The 23,241-nt window shown below is 36.0% G+C and carries 22 protein-coding genes; 15 read left to right on the top strand and 7 right to left on the bottom strand.

Annotation, left to right across the window (positions count from 1 at the left end; translation table 11 throughout):
• Positions 1-240 precede the first annotated feature (240 nt).
• The gene (locus RSC39_RS09050; protein ID WP_332536636.1) at positions 241-1,848 is read left to right on the top strand and encodes a CTP synthase; all 1,608 of its coding nucleotides are present in this window, start codon (positions 241-243) and stop codon (positions 1,846-1,848) included.
• 143 nt (positions 1,849-1,991) lie between these two features.
• Entirely contained in the window at positions 1,992-2,906 is a 915-nt protein-coding gene (locus tag RSC39_RS09045; RefSeq protein ID WP_332536634.1) for an L-lactate dehydrogenase, read from the top strand.
• Between the two features lie 34 nt (positions 2,907-2,940).
• Here RSC39_RS09045 and RSC39_RS09040 read toward each other — a convergent pair whose 3' ends face one another.
• From RSC39_RS09040 to RSC39_RS09020, 5 genes are all read right to left on the bottom strand, one after another.
• Positions 2,941-3,822, bottom strand: coding sequence for a DUF1003 domain-containing protein (locus tag RSC39_RS09040; RefSeq protein WP_011675530.1), 882 nt, complete (start codon positions 3,820-3,822; stop codon positions 2,941-2,943).
• A 356-nt stretch (positions 3,823-4,178) separates the two neighbouring features.
• Positions 4,179-4,361: a YjzD family protein gene (locus tag RSC39_RS09035; protein WP_003131510.1), complete on the bottom strand. Its 183-nt coding sequence runs from the start codon at positions 4,359-4,361 to the stop codon at positions 4,179-4,181.
• A 107-nt stretch (positions 4,362-4,468) separates the two neighbouring features.
• On the bottom strand, positions 4,469-4,948 hold the full coding sequence (locus RSC39_RS09030; RefSeq protein ID WP_014573106.1) for a nucleoside 2-deoxyribosyltransferase: 480 nt from the start codon (positions 4,946-4,948) through the stop codon (positions 4,469-4,471).
• Positions 4,932-5,486, bottom strand: a complete 555-nt coding sequence (locus RSC39_RS09025) for a TIGR00730 family Rossman fold protein (protein WP_332536631.1) — start codon at positions 5,484-5,486, stop codon at positions 4,932-4,934. Before RSC39_RS09025 ends, RSC39_RS09030 begins: the two co-directional genes overlap by 17 nt.
• Positions 5,486-6,139 carry a deoxynucleoside kinase gene (locus RSC39_RS09020; RefSeq protein ID WP_011675533.1) on the bottom strand — a complete coding sequence of 218 codons (654 nt, stop codon included), beginning with the start codon at positions 6,137-6,139 and terminating at the stop codon, positions 5,486-5,488. The genes RSC39_RS09025 and RSC39_RS09020 overlap by 1 nt, the downstream gene beginning before the upstream one ends.
• A 478-nt stretch (positions 6,140-6,617) precedes the next feature.
• On the opposite strand from RSC39_RS09020, the gene RSC39_RS09015 reads away from it, so the two are divergent.
• From RSC39_RS09015 to RSC39_RS08980, 8 genes are all read left to right on the top strand, one after another.
• Positions 6,618-9,830 carry a DNA polymerase III subunit alpha gene (locus RSC39_RS09015; protein ID WP_332536628.1) on the top strand — a complete coding sequence of 1,071 codons (3,213 nt, stop codon included), beginning with the start codon at positions 6,618-6,620 and terminating at the stop codon, positions 9,828-9,830.
• A gap of 87 nt (positions 9,831-9,917) precedes the next feature.
• Positions 9,918-10,907, top strand: coding sequence for a LacI family DNA-binding transcriptional regulator (locus RSC39_RS09010; protein WP_021036772.1), 990 nt, complete (start codon positions 9,918-9,920; stop codon positions 10,905-10,907).
• A gap of 92 nt (positions 10,908-10,999) precedes the next feature.
• Positions 11,000-11,395, top strand: a complete 396-nt coding sequence (locus tag RSC39_RS09005; RefSeq protein WP_011834525.1) for an RDD family protein — start codon at positions 11,000-11,002, stop codon at positions 11,393-11,395.
• A complete protein-coding gene (locus RSC39_RS09000) occupies positions 11,388-11,663 on the top strand; it encodes a hypothetical protein (RefSeq protein WP_011834526.1) in 276 nt (91 codons plus the stop codon). Before RSC39_RS09005 ends, RSC39_RS09000 begins: the two co-directional genes overlap by 8 nt.
• Before the next feature lie 84 nt (positions 11,664-11,747).
• Entirely contained in the window at positions 11,748-14,048 is a 2,301-nt protein-coding gene (locus RSC39_RS08995) for a glycosyl hydrolase family 65 protein (RefSeq protein WP_332536806.1), read from the top strand.
• Positions 14,049-14,215: 167 nt separating this feature from the next.
• On the top strand, positions 14,216-15,481 hold the full coding sequence (locus RSC39_RS08990; RefSeq protein ID WP_332536624.1) for an extracellular solute-binding protein: 1,266 nt from the start codon (positions 14,216-14,218) through the stop codon (positions 15,479-15,481).
• A 135-nt stretch (positions 15,482-15,616) separates the two neighbouring features.
• The gene (locus tag RSC39_RS08985; protein ID WP_021036777.1) at positions 15,617-16,531 is read left to right on the top strand and encodes a sugar ABC transporter permease; all 915 of its coding nucleotides are present in this window, start codon (positions 15,617-15,619) and stop codon (positions 16,529-16,531) included.
• Positions 16,512-17,363 carry a carbohydrate ABC transporter permease gene (locus RSC39_RS08980; protein ID WP_021036778.1) on the top strand — a complete coding sequence of 284 codons (852 nt, stop codon included), beginning with the start codon at positions 16,512-16,514 and terminating at the stop codon, positions 17,361-17,363. Before RSC39_RS08985 ends, RSC39_RS08980 begins: the two co-directional genes overlap by 20 nt.
• Before the next feature lie 30 nt (positions 17,364-17,393).
• On the opposite strand, the gene RSC39_RS08975 is transcribed toward RSC39_RS08980, so the two are convergent.
• Positions 17,394-18,047: a hemolysin III family protein gene (locus RSC39_RS08975; RefSeq protein ID WP_332536621.1), complete on the bottom strand. Its 654-nt coding sequence runs from the start codon at positions 18,045-18,047 to the stop codon at positions 17,394-17,396.
• Positions 18,048-18,248: 201 nt separating this feature from the next.
• Between RSC39_RS08975 and RSC39_RS08970 the strand changes: the two genes are divergently transcribed.
• The 5 genes from RSC39_RS08970 (at position 18,249) to RSC39_RS08950 (ending at position 22,191) form a co-directional block, all read left to right on the top strand.
• Positions 18,249-19,085, top strand: coding sequence for a DegV family protein (locus tag RSC39_RS08970; RefSeq protein ID WP_011675538.1), 837 nt, complete (start codon positions 18,249-18,251; stop codon positions 19,083-19,085).
• A 13-nt stretch (positions 19,086-19,098) separates the two neighbouring features.
• Positions 19,099-19,938 (top strand): SGNH/GDSL hydrolase family protein, encoded by an 840-nt coding sequence (locus RSC39_RS08965; protein WP_332536618.1) that lies wholly within the window; start codon positions 19,099-19,101, stop codon positions 19,936-19,938.
• Positions 19,935-21,146: a glycoside hydrolase family 3 protein gene (locus RSC39_RS08960; protein ID WP_332536616.1), complete on the top strand. Its 1,212-nt coding sequence runs from the start codon at positions 19,935-19,937 to the stop codon at positions 21,144-21,146. The genes RSC39_RS08965 and RSC39_RS08960 overlap by 4 nt, the downstream gene beginning before the upstream one ends.
• An 8-nt stretch (positions 21,147-21,154) precedes the next feature.
• Positions 21,155-21,811, top strand: a complete 657-nt coding sequence (locus tag RSC39_RS08955) for a DUF2140 family protein (protein ID WP_231722032.1) — start codon at positions 21,155-21,157, stop codon at positions 21,809-21,811.
• A gap of 104 nt (positions 21,812-21,915) precedes the next feature.
• Positions 21,916-22,191: an HU family DNA-binding protein gene (locus RSC39_RS08950; protein ID WP_010905402.1), complete on the top strand. Its 276-nt coding sequence runs from the start codon at positions 21,916-21,918 to the stop codon at positions 22,189-22,191.
• A 516-nt stretch (positions 22,192-22,707) separates the two neighbouring features.
• Here RSC39_RS08950 and RSC39_RS08945 read toward each other — a convergent pair.
• Positions 22,708-23,205, bottom strand: a complete 498-nt coding sequence (locus tag RSC39_RS08945; protein WP_332536613.1) for a GNAT family N-acetyltransferase — start codon at positions 23,203-23,205, stop codon at positions 22,708-22,710.
• Between the last annotated feature and the right edge of the window lie 36 nt (positions 23,206-23,241).

The following is a 23,241-nucleotide window of genomic DNA, read 5'->3' as shown; positions in this document are numbered from 1 at the left end:
GGCAATTTCGTCATTAAAATCTACTGATTACAAAAAAAGAAAAAAAGAAATACCCGATATTACTGGGCTTCATAAAAAATTAAAAACAGACTTTTGACAAAAAAGGAAAAATCAGATATAATTATTTTCGGGCACTGGTTTTTTATTATAAAAAATCAGTAACGGTAGGCTCCCCTCTGGGGAGCTGTTTTTGTTTTTCCCAGTTATTTCTGTTTTGTAAAAAGATAAGAGGAGATTTAGATGTCAACTAAGTATATTTTCGTCACTGGTGGTGGTACTTCGTCAATGGGTAAAGGGATCGTAGCGGCATCGCTCGGTCGTTTGCTTAAAAACCGTGGGCTTAAAGTCACTGTCCAAAAATTTGACCCATACCTTAACATCGACCCAGGGACAATGAGTCCTTATCAACATGGTGAAGTCTTTGTTACTGATGATGGTGCTGAAACTGACCTTGACCTTGGTCACTATGAACGTTTCATTGACATCAATTTAAATAAATATTCAAATGTTACTTCCGGTAAAGTTTACAGTGAGATTCTTCGTAAAGAACGTAAAGGAGAATATCTCGGAGCAACTGTCCAAATGGTACCGCATGTGACTAACATGTTGAAAGAAAAAATCAAACGTGCAGCGACAACAACTGATGCTGATATTATTATCACTGAGGTTGGTGGGACTGTTGGTGATATGGAAAGCTTGCCATTTATTGAAGCTTTGCGCCAAATGAAAGCCGAAGTTGGTGCTGATAACGTGATGTACATTCACACTGTTCCGATTCTTCACTTGCGTGCTGCTGGAGAATTGAAAACTAAGATCGCACAAAATGCGACTAAGACACTTCGTGAATATGGTATCCAAGCCAACATGCTTGTATTACGTAGTGAAGTGCCAATCACGACAGAAATGCGTGATAAAATTGCAATGTTCTGTGACGTCGCACCAGAAGCAGTGATTCAATCACTTGATGTGGAACATCTTTATCAAATTCCATTGAACCTTCAAGCACAAAATATGGACCAAATCGTTTGTGACCATTTGAAACTTGATGCACCAAAAGCAGATATGGCAGAATGGTCAGCAATGGTTGACCATGTCATGAATCTTAAGAAAAAAGTGAAAATCGCTTTGGTTGGTAAATATGTAGAGTTACCAGATGCTTATATTTCAGTGACTGAAGCGCTTAAACATGCAGGCTATGCATCTGATGCCGAAGTTGATATTAACTGGGTAAATGCCAACGATGTGACCGATGAGAATGTTGCTGAACTTGTTGGAGACACAGCTGGAATTATCGTGCCTGGTGGCTTTGGTCAACGTGGAACAGAAGGTAAGATTGCAGCAATCAAATATGCGCGTGAAAATGACGTTCCAATGCTTGGGATTTGTCTTGGAATGCAATTGACAGCGGTAGAATTTGCCCGTAATGTTCTTGGACTTGAAGGAGCTCATTCATTTGAATTGGACCCTGAAACAAAATATCCAGTCATTGACATCATGCGCGACCAAGTTGATGTTGAAGACATGGGTGGAACATTACGTCTTGGACTTTATCCAGCAAAATTGAAAAATGGTTCACGCGCTAAAGCAGCCTACAATGATGCTGAAGTGGTTCAACGTCGTCACCGTCACCGTTATGAATTTAATAACAAATATCGTGAAGACTTTGAAAAAGCTGGTTTCGTATTTTCAGGAGTTTCACCAGACAACCGTTTGGTTGAAATCGTTGAACTTTCTGATAAAAAATTCTTCGTGGCATGTCAATATCACCCAGAATTACAATCACGTCCAAACCGTCCAGAAGAACTCTACACAGAATTTATTCGTGTAGCTGTTGAAAATAGTAAATAAGCTAAAATTTGTAAAAACTTCCTTATTAGGAGGTTTTTACTTCATTTAAATAGTCAGAATGTTTAAAATAAAACATTGTTTTCCTTTTCTTTTTGTATTATAATAGATTCAATTTACAGTTGAGAGGAAAATATGGTGAAAAAATGCGAAAAGTAGGATTAATTGGTTGCGGTCATGTTGGGGCAACAGTTGCTCTGGATATCGTTCAGGGGGGCTTCGCTGACGAGCTAGTAATTATTGACAAGGATAGAAAAAAAGCAGAGGCAGAGGTTTTAGACCTCCTAGATGCCCTTGCTTTGCTTCCATTCTATGTCAAAATATACGTGGGAGAATATGATGATTTAGCGACTGCCGATATTGTCTTATCTACACTGGGTCATATCGAACTAATTAAACCGGGCGGAGATAGATTCACTGAATTAAAAGCAAATATTCCAGAAATTAAAGAAGTCTCTGACCACTTGAATGCAGTGAATTTTAGAGGGATTTTGATTGCAACAACCAATCCGAACGATGTGATTGTTAATATTTACTCTCAATTATTGAACCTTCCTAAATCACAGATTATTGGAACGGGGACTTATCTGGACACGGCACGTATGAAAGCTCAAGTCAGTCGAGCGTTGGAAATTGATGCCCGAAGTATTGAAGGTTATGTTTTGGGAGAACATGGGAATTCACAATTTACGGCTTGGTCAACGGTCAGGGTTGGTGGTCAATCTTTTTTAGAGATTGCAAAAGAAAAAAATTTAAATTTAAAAGACTTAGAAGAAAAAGCCCGTCAAGGAGGATTTGCTGTATTTAACACAAAAGGATATACTAACGTAGCCATAGCCGCAGCAACGGTTTCCTTGATGAATCTGGTGCTTTCCGATGCAAAAAATATTGCTATCTGCTCACATTATGACGAAAATTTTAGTTCATATATTTCGACACCTGCCTTGATTGGTAAAAATGGGATAGAAGCATTGATAAAACTTCCACTAACTTTAGAAGAAGAAGGCAAATTAAAACATTCAGTGGTTGAAATTCAGGAAAAAATAAATTATTTTAGTTAAAAGTAAAAAGCCTGTTCAAGCGAACAGACTTTTTTTAATCAGCATTAGCGGCATTAGCAATGCCTTCTTCTTCCTCATCATCAGTATTTTCTTCAATACTATCAAGAGTTTCTTCAAAACTATCAAAGGTTTCTTCAAAATCATCAAGTTGGTCTTCAACATCATCCAAACGTTCACGGATATCTTGGTTTTGTTGATAAACTTCGTTTAGAAGGATTTGAATATCCCCAAGCATTTCAGTTTGGATTTTTTGGATTTGCATATTTGAAGCTTGATCATCCATCATTAAGTGATCAAGTTTTTCATGTAAAGCAGCAACACCCTTTTCTGACTTAACATTAACTTGAAAGTCATTTTTGGCAGATAAGCGGTCATGGTGTGCGGCGCGGTTTTGGCTCATCATAATCAGTGGCGCTTGCATCGCCGCAGTGATTGAGAGGAAAAGATTGAGCAAAATGAAAGGATATTTATCCCATTCAACGCCAAAGAGGCCAGTCACATTGACAAACATCCAGACTACTAAAATACCGAGATAGGTGATAATAAAAGCCCACGAACCGACGAATTCAGTGACCTTGTCAGCCACTCGTTCACCAATAGTTTCTTGAGTTTGGAGCTGTTCTTCAACGTCATGAATTTCAAAGTTTGCCTTAGTTAATTCTTCATTAAGCAAATCATTGACGGTGAAGTTTTTTTGAAGGTCAAGGTGAAACAATGTATCTAAGACCTCTAACCGAAATTTAACCTGATGTTCATTACAAATGAAGTCATGACTAGTCGCTTCAGGATAGTCACGCATAATGACGGTTTGAAGGCTAGGGTCAAGATTCTCAAGAAAGTCTCCTCCTGATCTACGGTGAATACGACCATTAACGAGACAGACGACTTTGTTCTTATTAATTGGAGTTGGAGCCATTTTATAGCATGGTTCAAGCTTAAAAAATCAAATTTCTTATTTTGTGAAATGGATCAAGTCATTAGAACTAATATCAAAAAGATGGCGCAAGAAGAGCGCTAATCTAATCTTGGTCAATTTGACAGAATAAGTAATCATTATAATTGCGGGTTTGGGTCGACCTTTCAAAGCTTGAGCGCTCTCCTTTCTTTTAGGTTCTAAGGGACGGTTTAAATAACAATGTCCATATTAAATTATAAGGTATTTTAAGAAATTTGCAAGCCTCAAGAAACAAAATAAAAATCCCTATAGTAATAAGGATTTTTATTTTGAGTTTAGGCGTTTATACCGCACAAAACTGATAAATCATCAGTTGTTTAGTTTGCTTTGGCTTCTTTTTCCACAGCAACAGCTTGGAAAAGATATACAAAGAGACCAAAGATAAGCGAGATAATAGTTGTCCAAAGTTCAGGATCTGGAACACCAGCAAGGGCAGTAGCGACATAGCCTACAACCTGACCAAGAGCAAGCGACCAGAAAAGTGTGACAATAAGTTTCATAATTACGCTTCTTTCCATATTTTCTATCCGCCTATAGTATAGTACAAATCAAGTCAAATTTCAAATTTTATATCTAATTGAAGGACGATTTATTTGTTATTTTTTTACTATTGATATTTTCCACTATAGGGAATTTTTGGAGATTCTAGAAAATTATAGTCTTCAATTTGTTTGACATCTGTGAAGAAAGCTCTGTTTCTTTCAGTCAACATAATATTAGTTGCTAGACTTTCTTCAAAGCGAATGAGATAGGTCGGTTTTTCTAAAGCAATAGCGTATCCTAATTCCCAAGCGGTACCCGAATCGGTATCTTGTTTATCAAAGTCAACGATAGCAACGATGATATCTGCTTTATTGACTTCTTTAACATCATTTTCCATTGTCGCTTTGGCCCATTCTGGGGTAAAAGCTTCAACTTCTTTTGGTAAAGATTCAGGATGTTGACATCTCATTGGGCTAAAAAAGTTTGCTACTGTTTTGTTTTTTGAAAGTGCATTTTCTAATAGTTCAACTTTATTTATTTGTGTCTGACTGAAAAATGGGGCGGCAAGGTAAACATTAACTGGTTTATTAAACAACTTGTTCAAGTTTTAAATCTCCTAATAATTCGATTGTTTCTTCGGCAGAGTCAACGAGAGAAATGGTATCAATGACTTCTTTAGAAATCATCCCTTCCTTAAGTTGCAAGCGTAGTAGGTCAAAAAGTGGTTGATAAAATTTTTGACCTACAAAAATAACAGGGCGCACGCGAGTTTGATTGATGGACATTTCAGTTAAAAGTTGAAAGCTTTCTTCTAATGTTCCAAATCCTCCAGCTAAAATAACAAAAGCTTCGCCTAAATCTATCAACTTGCGTTTACGCTCAGCCATGTCATTTGTTAAATAAAGTTTAGAGGCATTTTGACGAGGAGGTTCTAATGGGAGGACTCCAGCAGGATAGACAGCAATCACTTGCCCTTTATTTTGAATAACAGAATCTGAAACCATACCCATGCAACCTTCTTTTGAGCCCCCATAAACAAGGGTATGACCTGATTGTGCAAGTAATCTCCCTAATTTTACACTGGTATCTTTATAAATTGGATTTTTTCCATCCCTTGATGATAAGAAGACAGTAACATTCATTAATTATTTTCTCCTTCAATTTCTTTTAGTTTTGCTTTGATTTGTTGCAGAACTTGGATTTTTGATTGCTCATTCTCTACAAAATCATATTTATCGCCATCAATTTGAATTTTGGGACAAATATCGAAAGCTTCAAACCATGTATCATATCGGCTATTTAATTCTTTATAATAGTCGTATAAACTTGGGTCATATTCTAATTGTTCAAATTGTCGACCTCTTTTTTTGATTCTTTCTAGCATTTTATCAAAGGAAACCTTGACATGAATAAGTAAATCAGGCCTCTTTTTAAAAGATAAGCTGTCGATTTCTTCTAACATATTTTTGAGTAAGTCATCATAAACTTCAACCTCTGTTTCATCAGCACGTCCTAAATCGGCGTTCAAATGAAAAAGCAGACTATCTTCATAAATTGAGCGGTCTAATACATTATTATTATCAGATAAGGCTCTTTTGATTGAATCAAATCGCTTATTTAAAAAGTATATTTGCAATAAAAAGGCATATTTTTGAGGGTTTTCATAGAATAATGGCAAAACTTTATTATCGTCAACACTCTCATAAAAAGCCTGTGTTTTCAATTCCTCCGCCAACATCTCAGTTAAAGAGCTTTTTCCTGCTCCAATTGTTCCAGCTAATACTAGCACTGTCATTACACCTTTCCTATTCTATTTTTAGTTTTAGTGATTGTTTAATTAAAAATTAGTAATAAATAAACAAGGCTTGCTCATTATAGTGCAAAAAAAAGTTATCGTCAAATTGCTAATAGATAAGCTCTAAATGCTGTTGTTAAAGGATTCTTTTAGTTTTTATAATTTTTTTATTACGATTAATAAAAAGATGAAACATCTTAGTTTTTTGTAATAAAAACGAATTAAAAATAAGAATGAAAGCAGTTTTTAAAATTAAAAAATGTCAAAAATGTTGGACGTTTTCAGTCGATAGGTTGTTTTTTGATATCATTTTAGTTAAATTGAATTACTTTTGTTTGTTTTAATAACTAAAATTTGACGCTTTTTTTGTTCTTAGTTTGTCTAAACTTATCCCAAGTTCAAGCTAAAATATAGTATAATAAAATTAATATCTTTTAATTAAGAAATCCCGGTCGTTTTAGCAAGAAAGGAGGAAAATATGTTTGCACCCTTAAATACAAAAACAGAATACAGTTTTTTAGATAGTGTTGTTAAACTAGACGATTATTTGGAAGGGGCTCTACGTTTAGGTTATCAAACGGTCGGAATTTGTGATGTGGGAAACCTCCATGCAGCCTTTCGGTTTGTCAGAAAAGCTCAAATGCTTAATTTACAACCAGTTATTAGTATTGAATTAAATTTTGAATGGCGGGGGTTGCCAGTTTCTTTTTCTTTTATTGCTAAAAATACAGAAGGTTATAAAAACTTACTTCGGATTTCAACATTTCATAATTATGATCGACGTCAATTTTCTGACATTCAAAATCATTTGTCAGGAATCGCACTGGTTATTCCAGAAACTTATGGGACTTTAAGTGAGCTATCAGAGCTTGCAGCATTTGCCGACGAAGCTTATATTGGGATTAATCAGCAGACAGATAAAGGAACTAAATTTAATTTACCAACCCTTCCTTTTCCAGCAGTTCGTTATCTGAATTTTGCTGATAATGAAATTTTAGCTATTTTGCACGCGGTGCGTGATGGGCTTTCCTTTGACGAAAGTTTGACGGTCAGTTCAAATGAATTGCTCCAAAGACCAGAAGCTTATGAATCTTATTTTCAGAAATATTTTCCGCAAGCACTGACAAATCTGTCAGTATTAACAGCAAAAATTGCTTATCAATTTGATGAAAAATTGGAACTTCCGAGATTTGATAAGAAAAGGGAAGCAGTTGAACATCTCCGAGAAGAAGCGTTTTTAGGACTGTCTGCCCGACTTGAAGAAAAAAAATCACTGACAGGAATTTCGTCAGTAAGTCTGGCAAATGCTTTAGCTGAAGAATCAACGATGATTGATTTGTCAGTATATCAGGAGCGTTTAGAAAAAGAGTTGTCAGTCATTCACCAAATGGGATTTGATGATTATTTTTTGATTGTCGCGGATTTGTTGCGCTATGCGCGTGAACAAGACATTTATTGCGGAATGGGGCGTGGGTCGGCTGCTGGGTCTTTGGTTGCCTATGTTTTGGGAATCACTCAGGTTGACCCTGTCAAACATAATCTTTTCTTTGAACGTTTTTTGAATCCAGAACGAGTGGCCATGCCCGATATTGATATTGATATGCCCGATGACCGTCGTGCTGAGTTACTGGCCTATATGAAAAATCGTTATGGTTCAGACCATGTAGCACAAATTGTCACTTTTTCAACTTTAGGAAAAAGACAGGCGCTCAGAGATGTCGGTAAAGCCTTTGGAATGACCGAAGCTGAATTATCTAATTTGACTCGGATGCTTGTTCGCCGTTTTGGAACTCTGGCTGTTGAATATGAAAATAATCAACGTTTTAAAGCTGAAGTATTGAAAAATGGAAAATTAAAACGAATTTATGAAGTCGCCAGACGAATTGAGGGAATGCCTCGCCAGACTTCAACACATGCCTCAGGTGTTGTCCTTTCTGAAGAATCTTTGGTGAATTATGTGTCATTAAAACCGTCAGAAGATTTAGCTTTGACTCAATATGAGGCACCAGATGTGGAAGCGATAGGGCTTCTAAAAATTGACTTCCTGGGATTACGTAATTTAACTATCATTTCGAGATTACGTGATTTGGTGAAAAAACGTCAAAAAATTGATATTGACCCGTTAAAAATAGATTTAGAAGATGAAACGACATTGGCACTTTTTAGAGCTGGAAATACGATGGGAATTTTTCAGTTTGAAAATCCGCAAATGCGACGTTTTCTAAGAAACCTTGCACCAAGCAGATTTGATGATATTGTTGATGCAACCTCGATTTTCCGTCCCGGTCCATCACAGTTTATTCCACAATTTGTTGCCAGACGTCATGGAAAAGAAATTGTTCCAGTTGTCGATGATTCTATCAGTGAAATCTTAAAGCCGACTTATGGAATTATGATTTATCAGGAACAAATCATGCAAGTGGCTCAAGCTTTTGCCGGATTTTCTCTTGGAAAGGCTGACCTTCTTAGACGAGCAATCTCTAAGAAAAAAGGGTCCGAGTTGGAGAAGCTGCGCGAGGATTTCTTAATTTCTGCAGGAGAACTGGGTCATTCTAAAGAAAAAGCAGAAGAAATTTATGACCTGATTGAACGTTTTGCCAATTACGGCTTCAACCGTTCGCATGGCTTCGCTTATGGGGCGCTTGCTTTTCAAATCGCTTATTTTAAGGCACATTTCCCTGATGAATTTTATGAAATACAATTACGTGACCGTAAACGGGAAGTCATGATTTTAGATGCTTTGGACAATGGTTTTGAGATTGAAAAACCAAATATTAATCAGATGAAAATTGGTGATTTTGTAAAAAATAAAAAAATTCGATTAGGATTAGCTCATGTTCAAGGAATTTCCCGTGATTTGGCAAAATGGATTGTTGAAAATCAATCATATAAGAATTTGGCAGATTTTGTTGAGAAATTACCCAATAATTTTCATAAAAAAGAAAGTATTCTCCCTTTGATTCAGATTGGAGCCTTTGATTATGCTGATTCTAATCGAGGGAAATTGGCTTATAATTTGGCTGACCATGCTAACTTACTAAATTATTATAGTGATGATATTTTTATGGCAAGTTCTGGTGGCGGTTTTGCTTATCATGAGGCAGAGGATTATTCAGAAACGGAAAAATATGATTTTGAGAAAAATTTGTTAGGGATTGGTGTAACACCCCATCCTTTGCAAAGTTTGGCTCAGAGATTTTCAGGAAATTTCACGCCAATTGCTAATCTTGTCAAAAATCGTAGAATGACGATTTTGGTTGAGATTAATTATATTCGGACCCATCGAACAAAAACAGGGCAAACAATGGCATTTTTAACGGTGTCAGATAGTCGTGAGAATTTTGATGTTACTCTTTTTCCAGAGATTTATCGTCAATTTTCGAGTGAGCTTGAGCAAGGAAAATTCTACCTGATGAGTGGAAAAGTAACCGAACGTAATGATGAATTACAGCTTGTCGCTGACCGAATGAGTCCAGCTTTGGAAACTGATAAAAAACTTTGGTTAAATTTAAAAGATGAGAAATATAATCAAAAAATTTCGCAAATTTTACGTGAATTTCCGGGTTCTCATCAAGTGATTCTTCACTATTCAAATTTGAAAAAAACAATTCAAACAAAGATTTATGTGGAAGAGTCGGAGTTTTTGAAAAAACGATTGGAAGGATATGTTATTGGTATAGTTTATAAATAAAATGGTTCTATCAAGGGCCTTTTTATTTATAGTTGTTTAGAAATAGGAAAAGTGGTAATATTAAAAAAAATGAGCAAGAGGGATGTGATGAAAAAAGTAACAATTAAGGATGTTGCACTACAAACTGGTTTATCAGTGAGCACAATTTCTAGAGTATTTAACAATTATGGTGATATCAGTGATAAAACAATTAAAAAAGTTACTCTTGCGGCTAAGGAATTGGGCTATACTCCAAACAGTGCAGCAAAACAACTCTCAAGTAAGAAGAAAAAAATTATTGCTTTAATTTTGAATGAAATTAATGTTACCCCTGGAGTTGCTATGCCGTTGGAAGTCTTAGGTGGTGTGGTCGATAATTTGGATAAGACAGATTATGAATTTGTTTTTTATGCCACCAATTCTACTAAACAAAAGCAAAAAAGTTTGAAGCAATTTTGCAATGAACGTGATATTACGGGTTTAATTATTCAGGGATTACGTATTTCTGACCCATATTATCAGGAACTGGCAACTTTTGATTTACCCACTGTTGCGATTGATTTAGATATTGAAAATGATAAGGTTGGAACGGTCTCAACTGATAATGTTAAGGCTGCCTTTGAAATGACTCGTTTGTTGATAAATTTAGGTCATAAGAACATTATTTTTATCAATGGAACTAAAATGGCCACCGTTGCACAAGCACGTGAGTCTGGCTATCTTGCGGCAACTGAGCATTCACAAATTTTTTATGCAAATTTTTCTGAAAACGAAGCTTATCAGTGGGCGATTGATTATGCTAAAAATAAAGGATTTAAAAAAGAGGATGCTATCTTTGCGGCTTCTGATATTATGGCAATTGGGATTATTAAGGCTTTTAGAACTCTAAAGTTAGTCAATAAAGTTGCAGTGGCTGGTTTTGACGACATTACACTTGCTAGTTATATCACACCTTCTTTAACGACAGTTCGACAAGATATTAGGAAAATCTCAGAGTATGCGGTGAGGGACCTAATTTGCCAAATCGAGACTGGAGAAGTCAAGCATCGTTTTATACCTTTTCAGATAATTGAGCGTGAAAGTACGAGTATGAGTTAATTTAAGAAACTCATATTTTCTTATTGACAAATGAAAGCGATTACTATATAATGTTTTTTGTAAACCTAAAACGTTTTAGTTGGAGGGGGAAAATGAGAGCATTAATGTTTCTACAACGCTTTTTAGCAACAATAATTGATTTAATCATTGTTTATTTACCAGTTTTACTTCTTGTTCAGCTTGTTTTTACCAATAAAGGAGCGAGTAGTATTGGAAATTTATTTGCAGCTATCGTCTTTGTCTTGTATAATTTAATTTCAGAAAATAGTTTTCAGGGAAAAACGATTGGAAAATATTTTGCTAAACTAAAAGTGAAGACGATATCAACAGACTTATTGGAAATGTGCCAGCGGGAATTAGCTAAGTTACTCTATTTTTTACCAATGGTTGGTTGGCTTTTTGTCTTTATTAGTGTGGTCATGTATTTTGTAAATGGTCAGTTTTTACATGATAGAATTGGCAGAAGTGAGGTAACTATCAGTGGTTAGTCAGGAGAATTTACCAGAACTTTTAAAAAATCCAATTTTGCCATTGGCTTCAATTTTTCTTTTAACAATCTTAGTTGCTTATTTACTTGCATGGTTTTATCGAAATGACTATGACCCGATGAAAATGATAAACGCTTATTTAATTTATAGCTTACCGCTTTTCTTGCTTGGACTTTTCATACATGTGAGGATAATATTAATATTTGGAACATATATATTGGGAATGATTATTTTGATTTTTCGAAATCAGCATTACTTTGATCGTTAAAGTATATTTAAAAAATTTTAATGATTTACTAAAACGTTTTAGTTAAAGTTTAATAAAGAAGAAGGAGAAATAAATTTGAGTTTTATGTATTACAATGAAAAAAATCTTTGGCAGATTGAGCAAAAAGGATTTGACGAACGTTTTTTGGGAAAATCAGAGGCCATTATGGCTCTGGGCAATGGTTATTTTGGGAGTCGTTCCAGCGAGGAAGAAGCTTATATTGGCGAAACTCGAGATACTTTTGTGGCAGGAACTTTTAATTCCTTTGATGAAAATGAAGTCACAGAATTACCTAATCTTCCTGATATGTGGGGGATGGAATTTCTTATTAATGACCAACGATTTTCGCTGACACAAGGCCTTGTCAGCAATTATTCTAAACGCCTGAATCTGAAAAATGGCGAATTAAGTCGAGAATTTATTTGGGAATTAAAGGATATAAAATTAAAATTCAAATTTCAAAAATTTATCTCAAAAAACCGTCAGCACTTGCTGGTCAGTCATTTAGAACTTGCTAATCTTACTGACAGAGCCGTCAGTATAAAAATGCGTTCAGGCATTAATGGGCAGGTTTCAAACGAGGGCAGTCAGCATTTTACTGACGGAGAAAAAGGGCTGACAGACGGCAAATTTATCCAGATGATGCCAATGACGACAGGCTCAAAAATTCAATTTGTCCAAACGGTCGAGCATAAAGTTGATGTAGAAGTATCAGAGCGACCAGAAACTGGACGGCGTGCTTTCTTTATGAATTACAATTTTGAACTTGCTGCCGATTGCTCGGTCACTATCGAAAAACGTGGCTCAATTTATACGTCAATTGATAATGACCTTGCAAGTCATGATTTAAATAAAATACGTAAACAAGCAGTTCATGAATTACAGAACCTAGAGAAGTTGACTTATCAAGAACTCCTCCTAGAGTCGCAACTTGCTTGGCAACAAATTTGGGAAAAACACCCGATAAAAATTGACTCCGAAAATTTCCGTGACCAATTGGCCATCAGATTTGCCAAATATCATTTGCATGTCATGGCACCGGCTCATGATGAGCGCATGAATATTGGGGCAAAAGGTCTTTCTGGCGAGGGATACAAGGGACATACTTTTTGGGATACGGAAGTTTTCATGTTGCCTTATTTTAATTTTACACATCCAGACATTGCCAAAAAACTTGTCACTTATCGTTATTTGGGACTTGATGGTGCGCATAAAAAAGCGAAAAGCAATGGCTATGAAGGCGCGCAATATCCGTGGGAAGCGGCGAATCCTTTTGACGGAGAAGTCACTCCTGTTTGGGGCGCAGCGGATATCGTGACTGGTCAGTCAACAAAAATCTGGTCAGGATTTATTGAGCAGCATATCACGTCAGACGTGGCTTTCGGTGTCAAGCAATACATTGATGTCACGGGAGATGAAGCCTTTGAGGAGGAAAAGGCCTATGAAATTTTGATTGATACCGCAAAATTTTGGGTCAGCAGATTGGACTATATTCAGGAAACCGATTCTTATGAAATTTGCGATGTGATTGGCCCTGACGAATACAAAGAACACGTCAATAACAATGCTTATACCAATTATACTGCCCACTGGAATGTTGCCTTTGCCATAGATTTAATTCAGAAATTAAAAAGTCAAAAACCCGATATTTATGACAAATTAGACCAAAAATTCAATCTGAATTTACTGACGGAAATCCTGTCAGCAAAAGTGGATAAGATTTTTCTACCAAAAGCAACTGCTGACGGGGTTATTGCGCAAGATGATACTTATCTTAGTAAAAAAATATTAGATTTACAGAAATATCGTAATTCTGACGGCGTTGACAGTCTTTTCCACGATTATAATTTGGAGCAAGTCAATCAAATGCAAATCACAAAACAAGCTGATGTCTTACTTTTGATGTTACTTTTCGAAGGATTATTTGATAAAGAGCAAAAGTTGAAAAACTTTAATTATTATGAACCAAAAACAACACATGATAGTAGTTTGAGCCTTTCGACTCACGCCATTCTTTCGGCGGATTTGGGAAAATTAGAGCAATCTTATGATTTCTTTAACAAAGCTATAAATATTGACATGGGCGAATATATGAAGTCCTCAGATGCAGGCATTCACGCAGCAAGTCTTGGAGGAATTTGGCAAATGATTGTCTTTGGCTATGGGGGCTTGCGAATGGTAGAAAGTCAATTGCGCATTGAACCTCATTTACCAAAGGAATGGAAAGCGCTGGAATATGGTTTTGATTATCATGGAAAAGCCATTCATGTCGAGCTGACAAAAGATAAAATGACTCTGTCAAAAGAAAATGATGGTCATGAGATTAGCTTCATGAATAAGGGACAAAAGTATGTCTTGAAAAATCAGTTAACAATCAAAATGTGAAAAAAGCACTGACCGTAGAGCGCCGAGTCGCAGACGGTCAGACGGAAGCCACTAGGGCGGCTCTCCTAGCTTTTTCATTAGTATTCTTCAAAACGAATGATCGTCTTTTTGAAGAATGCGTCATAAAAAATGTTCACATCAAATAATTTCCACTAGGAGGAAAAATCATGAAAACTTGGAAAAAAGTTTCGCTCATCAGTCTGACAATGGTCGGCGCAATCGGCCTTGTTGCCTGCGGGAATTCGGCTTCTGGCTCGAAAAATACCCAAACTAAAACATTGACAGTCGGTTATTGGAAAGGCTCAGATACCGAAAATGCGACCTTTGACAAATTGGTTAAAAATTTTGAAAAAGCAAATAAAGTTGATGTAAAGCCTAAGGTCTATACGGATATCACGACTCAACTTCCGACTGATCTCTCTGGTGGGACGGCTCCTGATGTCTTTTACATCGACTCATCTTTCTATCCCTATTTGCAAAAAGAAGGTGTCTTAAATGACCTGTCAAAAGTTGTCAATAAAGATGATTTTTATTCGTCAATTGCCAAAGCTTTTGAAACGAATGGAAAAATCTACGCTGCACCAAAAGATGTGTCAACTCTGGCAATCTATGTGAATAAAGACATCTTTGCCAAAGCAGGAATTGATATTAATTCCATTCCAAAATCATATGAAGATTTTATCAAATGGGCGCCAAGCGCTCAAGCCAAGATTGACGCGGCTTATGGCAAAGGCAAAGTTTATTTGATGAATGTCAATGCTGATTTGACCAGAAACTGGCAATTTATCACAGCTGACGGACAAAACCCTATCACTAAAGATGGAAAGGCAGATTTATCAAATCCAACCATTTTGAAAAATCTTGGAACAGCCGTTGATTTATTTAATACAGGAGCAGTAGCAACGCCTCAACAAGTTGGGGTGGGTGATGAGGGAGCCGGTTTTGGCAATGGAAAATTTGCCATGGCGCTGACAGGAAATTGGAATTTCCAAGTTTTTAACAGTCAATACAAAAACCTCCATTATACAATCATTCCTAATTTGACTTATCAAGGTAAAAAAATGACCATGCAATACACAGTCGGTTGGGGCGAATACAAAGATACTAAAGCAAAATCACTTGCTGACAAATGGATTCAATATGTCACAGGAAAAGATGGAATGTTAACTTGGACAAACGGTGTTGGGACACTTGCGACGCGTCCAGATGTTGCTGACAGCTCAACTTTCTTAAAAGCAAATCCTTTACTTCAAGTCCATCAAGATTCAATTAAATTTGCAACCCCTTGGCAAGATGGGACCAATCTGACAACTCTTGTTTCATCATACGGAAACTTTATTCCAAATGTTTTCAAGAAAGGGGAAACTGCGGCTGATTTGAAAGCAGCAATGAAACAGGCAGACCAAGATGCCAATAGCAAAATATCAAAATAAAAGTCATTCTGTCAGTAAAATTTAAGTCCTGTCAGTAAATTCGCTGCATATAGAAAGCAAGATTTACTGACAGAAACGTGAAATTTACTGACGAAAGCTTTACAAAGACAAAAAGAAAGGATTTGCTCACATCATATGGAAAAACAAAAAACCAGCAAAAGAGCCAGAGGCGAGATGTTTCAAGCTTACGGATTTTTAGCCCCTGCCCTTCTTGTTATTCTCATATTCTTTGTGCTATCAATTTTATTTGCGGTTTATTTGTCATTTAACAATGTCAATCTTATTGCGCACAATTATCAATGGAATAATTTTAAAAATTACACTAACCTTTTAGGGGATAAACAACTTTTTCGAGCTTTAGAAAATACAGGTTTCTTTGCTCTAGTTGTGGTGCCAGTTCAAACGATAATCGCTTTGGTCATCGCCTATATTTTGGCCAATAAAGGCATCAAAGGAAAAACCCTTTTTCGTTTAATTTATTTTTTACCAACATTGACAAGTTCAGCAGCTTTGACCTTAATTTTCATGTTTATTTTTAATCTAAATGGTCCAATCAATGGTCTCTTAGAAAGTCTTCATCTGATTAGCCAACCAATTAATTTTATAAATGACACCAATTGGACTTTAAAGGTAATCATGATAATGAATATTTGGTCAACAGTACCCTATTTTATGACCATTTATCTGGCTTCTTTGGTTGATTTACCTGATTCAATGTATGAAGCCGCTGAAATTGATGGGGCGAATGTTTTTGATAAATTACGTTATATCACCATTCCTTATTTGCGGCCAATTACTACTTTTGTTTTACTGACAGGGATTATTGGAACTTTTCAAATGTTTGACCAAGCTTATATTTTTTCGGGAGGAACAGGTGGACCTGCAAATAGCACGCTGACCGTCAGTCTTTTAATCTTTCAATATGCTTTCGGTCAAAATAATCAAATGGGCTACGCAGCAGTCATCGCAATCATTTTGGCAATCATCATCTTTATTGTCGCCAGGATTGCTGAGAAATTAAACGGAGGAAATGGTTTTGAAAAGAACTAAAAAACAAAGTCTGCTTCGGACGCTGCTTTATATTATTTTGATTGCTTATGCTTTTATTACATTTTACCCTTTTATGTGGGCTTTAGCCGCATCTTTTAAACCATTATCTGAGATAACGAGTGGAAGTTTATCACTATTTTCAAAGCATTTTACGATAGAGCAATACCTCTATCTCTTTAGCCCAGCTTCTGGTTCAATGTTTACACAATGGTTGATTAATTCAGTGATTGTTTCAGTCATTGGAACGGCAATCAATATTTTTCTGAATACAATGGCCGGATACAGCCTTGCTAGATTAACATTTCCAGGGCGAAAGCAATTTTATTATGGAATCTTGGCCATGATGATGGTACCCGCACAAGTCCTCTTGATTCCCAACTATTTGATCATTAAAAATTTAGGAATGTTAGATACTTTTTGGGCGCTGATTTTACCAGCCGCGATTAATATTGGAAATATCTTTATGATGAGACAATTTTTCCTAAGTTTTCCCAAAGATGTTGAAGAAGCAGCCAGAATTGATGGATTATCCCGTGTTGGAACTTTTTTCCGTATTGTCATGCCCCTTGCTAAACCATCAATTGCAACGCAAGCAGTCTTTGTATTTATGGGATTTTGGAATAATTTTTTATCACCCATGCTCTATCTACATACCCCAAGTAAATTTACTCTGACTGTCGGCTTGCAAATGCTCCAATCAGCTGACCAAGGGGGGCAAATGTGGAATCGTGTCATGGCAGCCTCAATCCTTACCATTATCCCTATTATCATTTTGTATATTATATTTAATCGTTATTTCTTACAAGGCGTTCGAATGGACGGAGAAAAATAAAAAAACCGCTTAGCAAACGGTTTTTTTATTTTATCCCACATAAAGATAAACAGAGAAGAACATGAGGATTGCAGCCAGTAAAACAAAGAGGTGCCAAACCACGTGAGCGAAAGGGAATTTAAAATGATAGATAAGCGCTCCGACGGAATAAACGACGCCTCCTGCAACTAAAAGCCAAAATCCAACTGGATGTAGGGCATTCCATAAAGGATAAATAACGATTAAAATCATCCAACCAAGAACGACATATAAAACGGTCGATAATTTAGGAGTTTTACCCCATTTTGGCAAGTAAATTGAAGTTAAGACAATCCCCAAAATAGAACAAATCCAAATCACTGCTAGCACAATCCAACCTAACCAATTATTTAAAGCAACTAAACAGTAAGGCGTGTAGGTTCCAGCAATTAAAAAGAATATCCCGTTATGGTCAAAAACCCGAAAAACTTTGACCGCTTTAGTAAAATGTAAACTGTGTGCTAATGTGGAACACAGAAAAAGAATTACTAATGAGGCTCCATAGATTGTAAAAGCAACAACTTCAAGTGCAGACCCAGAAGCAGCACCTTTAATCACGAGAAGAACTAAGGCGGCAATTGCTAAGCCGGTTCCTGCTCCATGAGTGATCGCATTGAAAATCTCATTGAGAATCTGATAGGTTTTTGAACCTTGTGTTTCTTCCATTTGTTCTCTCCAATTTATTGATTTATTCAGCTTTTGAGCAATTTTATGATTTGTTTTGAAATCAAAAAAATAATATTTTCAACCTTTTTTGCTCTTTCCAACTGAAAATTTGTTATAATATATGATAGCACAAATTGTATAGAAAAGGAATTGAACGAACGACTCTCTCATATAGAGTGAGCGTAAGTTCAAATAGTAAATATGCCAATAAAAATTGTGACAGATTCATCCATTACGATTGAGCCAGAACTTGCTCGCGAACTTGACATTACTATTGTTCCGTTGTCAGTAACGATCGATGGAACAATGTATTCAGACGACGACTTGAAGTTTGAAGATTTCATGGTCAAGATGGCTGCATCAAAAAACTTGCCTAAAACAAGTCAGCCACCAGTTGGTGTTTTTGCCGAGGTTTATGAAAAAATTGCTGCTGAGGATGATGAGATTATCTCTATTCATTTAACAGAAGCTTTGTCAGGAACAGTTGAAGCAGCACGCCAAGGGGGAATGCTTTCAGGACGTAATGTCACCGTCATTGATAGTGATTTTACTGACCAAGCTCAAAAATTCCAAGTGGTCGAAGCAGCGCGTCTCGCAAAAACTGGGGCAACCAAAGAAGAAATTCTAGAAAAAATTAAATATATTCGGGAAAATACTGAACTTTTCATCGGATTTTCAACTTTAGAAAATTTGGTTAAAGGTGGCCGCGTCAGTCGAATGACAGGACTTTTTGGAAGTCTTTTACAAGTTCGGGTGATTGGGACATTAAAAGACCGCGAATTGAACACACTTTTGCGTGGACGTGGAAGCAAAACTTTTTACAAATGGCTTGAAGAATTATCAGATACTATCAGTAGTTCTGGGCGTAAAATTCGTGAAATTGGAATTTCTCATGCGCAAGGTTTGGAGTTTTCACAAAAAGCCAAAGATGTCTTACAAAAATTTGTTGAAAAACCTATTTCAATTTTGGACACCAATACAACAATTGCCACACATACAGGTCCTGGGGCTTGGGCAATTATGATTGATTATGAATGATAAATCTAAAAATATGATGAAAAATTTTATACGTACATTTGCCGGCTTTTTGCTGGCAATTTTGCTAATTTTAGGCTTGTTTTTACTTGCTTTTCCAAAAGCTGGTGACCGATTTAGAACTGAGAAGAAAGTATCGGCTTTGTCAGTAAAACATGTGTCCTATGCTGCTTTGGGAGATTCACTGACAGAAGGAGTGGGGGATGCTACTGGACAAGGTGGCTTTGTTCCACTTTTTGCCAAAGAGATTGAAAATTCTACTGGCGGCTCTGTCAGTAGTCAAAATTTCGGAAAGGCTGGAGATACAAGTACTCAAATCTATAATCGCATGATGAAAAGTAAGAAAATTACTGACGGACTTAAAAAAGCCAATATCATCACGATTACAATTGGAGGCAACGATGTACTAAAAGTCATTCGAGATAATGTGACTAAATTATCTTCAATGACTGAAAAGGACTTTGTTAAGCCAGAAGAGCTTTATCAGGCAAGAGTTAAAAAGTTATTGGATGAAATTCGTGAAAATAATCCTCAAGCACAAATCTATGTCTTAGGAATTTATAATCCATTTTATCTTAACTTTCCAGACCTTACTGTCATGCAAAATGTGATAGATAGTTGGAATACCGCAACTGCTGGTGTTGTCAGTCAAGAAAAAAATACTTACTTTATTCCAATTAATAATTTACTTTATAAAGGCTCAGGAGATAAGCAGGCAGTTGAAGCGGATAGTTCAACGAGTGCGGTTGCTAATAACTTACTTTATACTGAAGACCATTTCCATCCAAATAATATCGGTTATCAAATTATGGCTGATGCAGTCTTTGCAAGCTATAAGGAGGTCAACCAGAAGTGACCAAAAGATTAAAGAAACAAGCAAAACCAGTCGTTTTTCTAGGCCTTGTTATTGGTTGTGCACTTATTGTGTCAGGAGTTCTTGGTCTGTCAGGACATTTAAATAATCAAGAAGCAATCAAAAGTAAAAAGAAAAATCAAGTTTCAGAAACAAAAACTAATTCAAGTAGTCAAAATAAAAGTGACCAAAAAATGCCAAAAATGACTTTAGAACAAAAAGTGGGTCAGTTATTTATGACGGGGATGCCTGCAAATAACTATGACCAAGCAACTTTTGATGCGATTGAAAAATATCAGGTTGGGAGTATCATTTTGACGGGCCGCTCTAATCTCAGTATTCCTGAAATGAAAGATATTACTGACAAGCTACAAGGCTTAGCACCTGCTAATCGCCGTCTTTTAATTTCTTGTGATCAAGAGGGAGGAAATGTTCAGGTTCTTCAAGGGGCTGGTTTTTCAGAAATGCCTAATGGATTGACCCAAGGAAGTTGGGCGCCAGAAAAATTACAAGAAGAAGCTAAAAATTGGGGGAGTGAACTTTCAGCCGCTGGAATCAATTTTGATTTAGCTCCAGTTGCTGACCAGGTATTATCTGCTGATTTTGCACCACAAAATGCTCCGATTGGCTACTGGAGTCGTCAGTATGCTTATGACAAAGCTAATATTGTCAGCCATGCCGATGCTTTTTCTAAAGGAATGAAATCAGCTGGTGTTTTAACAACCGCCAAGCATTTTCCAGGGCTTGGAGCGGTGACAGTTAACACGGATATCAATGCTGGCGTCAGAGATAGTCAAACAAATCCTAAAAGTGAATCCGTTCAGATTTTTAAAGAATTAATTTCTTCGGGAGTTCCATCAATTATGACGGCGACAGCAATTTATGATCAAATTGACCCTGAGCTTCCGGGAGCCTTCTCACCTAAAATGGTTGATGGCTTACTCCGAAATCAATTAGGCTTTGATGGTTTGGTAATTACTGACGATTTATCAAACGCTGTTCAAGTTCAAGCTTGGTCACCAGGCCAAAGAGCAGTATTGGCGCTGTCAGCGGGAAATGACATTGTCCTAGCCAATGAGCCCACTCAAATTCCAGAAATGATTTCAGAAGTTTTGCAAAAAGCAAAATCTGATCAGGGATTTGCAGAAAAAATTAATCAAGCATCATCAAGGGTGATGAAAGTAAAAGAACAAATGAAACTTGTAGAATAGAGAAGCAAATGGAAAATAAAGAAAGTCAAACCAGAAAATCTAAAGCAAAGGATTCAAAGAAGTCAAAGAATGAAGCCGAAGAAAAAGTTAAGAAAAGTGCAATTTGGAAATGGCTCTTTCTTGTGCTTTTAGCTCTTAATTTGGCTGGGATAGTATTTGTAGCAATCCGCGTCACGACACCCAGAGATCAGACTGTTTTGAACCAAAAATCAGTCAGCAGCTCTGACCAAAAGGTCGCTCAAATCAGTAGTACCACTTCACAACTCAATGAATTAATCAACAGTTATTTAGAAACTTACCAAACGAAAGAAATGACTTATAAGTTCTATATTTCTAATCAGCAAGCAGTTCTTGAAGCTTCTTATAAACTGTTTGGGACTAAAATTCCCTTGTACATCTATTTTGAACCTTTGGCATTATCAGACGGCTCTATCAGTTTATCTGTTCAAAATATTTCTGCTGGAAGTTTGAGTTTGCCGACCTCAGAAGTCTTACAAATCGTTAAAGCATATGATTTGCCAGACTTTGTACAAGTCGAAAGCAAAAAAAATCAAATTGTCATTAATTTACCAAAAATTAAGCTTGCAAGTAATCTTTATATTAAAGTTAATCAAATTGATTTAGTTAAAGGAAATTTTATCTTTGATTTCATGAAAAAAGCCTGAAAAACGCCTTAAAATGGCATTTTGACTTGCAAACTGGGCTAAGATTTGCTAAAATGAAAAATGCCTATGTTTAAGGTAAAAAACAAATGGAGGACATTTCTAAAATGGCTAACAAACAAGATCTTATCGCTGAAGTTGCAGCAAAAACAGGATTGACTAAAAAAGACTCAGAAAAAGCAGTTAATGCTTTTGGTGAAGTTGTAACTGAATTCCTTGCAAAAGGTGAAAAAGTTCAATTGATCGGTTTTGGTACTTTCGAAACTCGCGAACGTGCAGCTCGTGAAGGACGTAACCCACAAACTGGTGAAGCAATCAAAATCGCAGCTACAGTTGTTCCTGCATTCAAAGCTGGTAAAGCATTGAAAGACGCAGTTAAATAATTAGTAGAATTTAACATCAAGTGCCACGTTCTTCGTGGCGCTTTTTGTTTTAGACAAATGACTAGAGGATGTAAAAAAGAGTTTGAAATCTTCATTTTGCCAATAACTATTACAGCTTTAGAAATATCATTGATTGAATTATAAATTTAATTAGGAGGGAAAAATATTGGCAAGGATTAATCCTCTTTAGCGCTTATTTGAAGTCTACTCTTTGAAAGAAAAACTTATTTTAATACAGAATTCTTTCTTGGCTCTTTTTTCATAGTCCCTATTTTAATACGTTTTTATTGTATTATTTAATCAGTTAGAGTATAATTAATTAACCTTTCATTGAGGTATTCGTAAAAAAAGCACCCTTTAACTAGGAGTGCTTTTTTTATTTTATTTCATTGCTATAAAAATATAATCTTAAATATTCTTAAATAAAAATACAAATCAATCCTCATCTCTTATAAAAGAATAATCAGCCGTATACTTTTACGGTTTTTTTTATAGTGATTTTACCACTCTATGATATCAGAGGTCCTTGGTAAAAAATAGCTCTATTACGAATTGCCCTAAGTATTCTTCCCTGAACTTCCCTGTATCAGTAAAACCAATTTTCTTATAAAAAGAAATAGCATTTTTGTTGGTACTTAGAACCCAAAGTCCAACTTTTTGATTTCCTTCCAATCGAAGTTCCCTTAGAGCAAATTCAATCATTCTTCTTCCAATTTTATTTTTTTTTAAAGGATTAAGTAAATAGATTCCTTGTATCTCACTAAGTTCTTCATGAAAGATATTTTCGCGAAGATTACCCCAACCGCAGAAACCTACAATCTTACCATTTACGACAGCAACGACTGTGTCAACACAATGATTATTTTTAAAAATACGAATACTTGATTCAAGACTGCGATTATCTAAAAAATCTTTAGGCAATAAATTACTATACGTTTCTAACCATGCGTTGTGGTGAACAGAGGCGATTTCTTGAAAATCATCTGCCAAAGCTTTTCTTAACAATAGGTCCATTTAAGATATTCTTTCATTTTTTTAACATTATATCAT

The organism is Lactococcus sp. (assembly GCF_036648155.1).
Lineage (GTDB): Bacteria > Bacillota > Bacilli > Lactobacillales > Streptococcaceae > Lactococcus > Lactococcus cremoris.
This window is presented reverse-complemented; position numbering and strand designations above follow the sequence as displayed.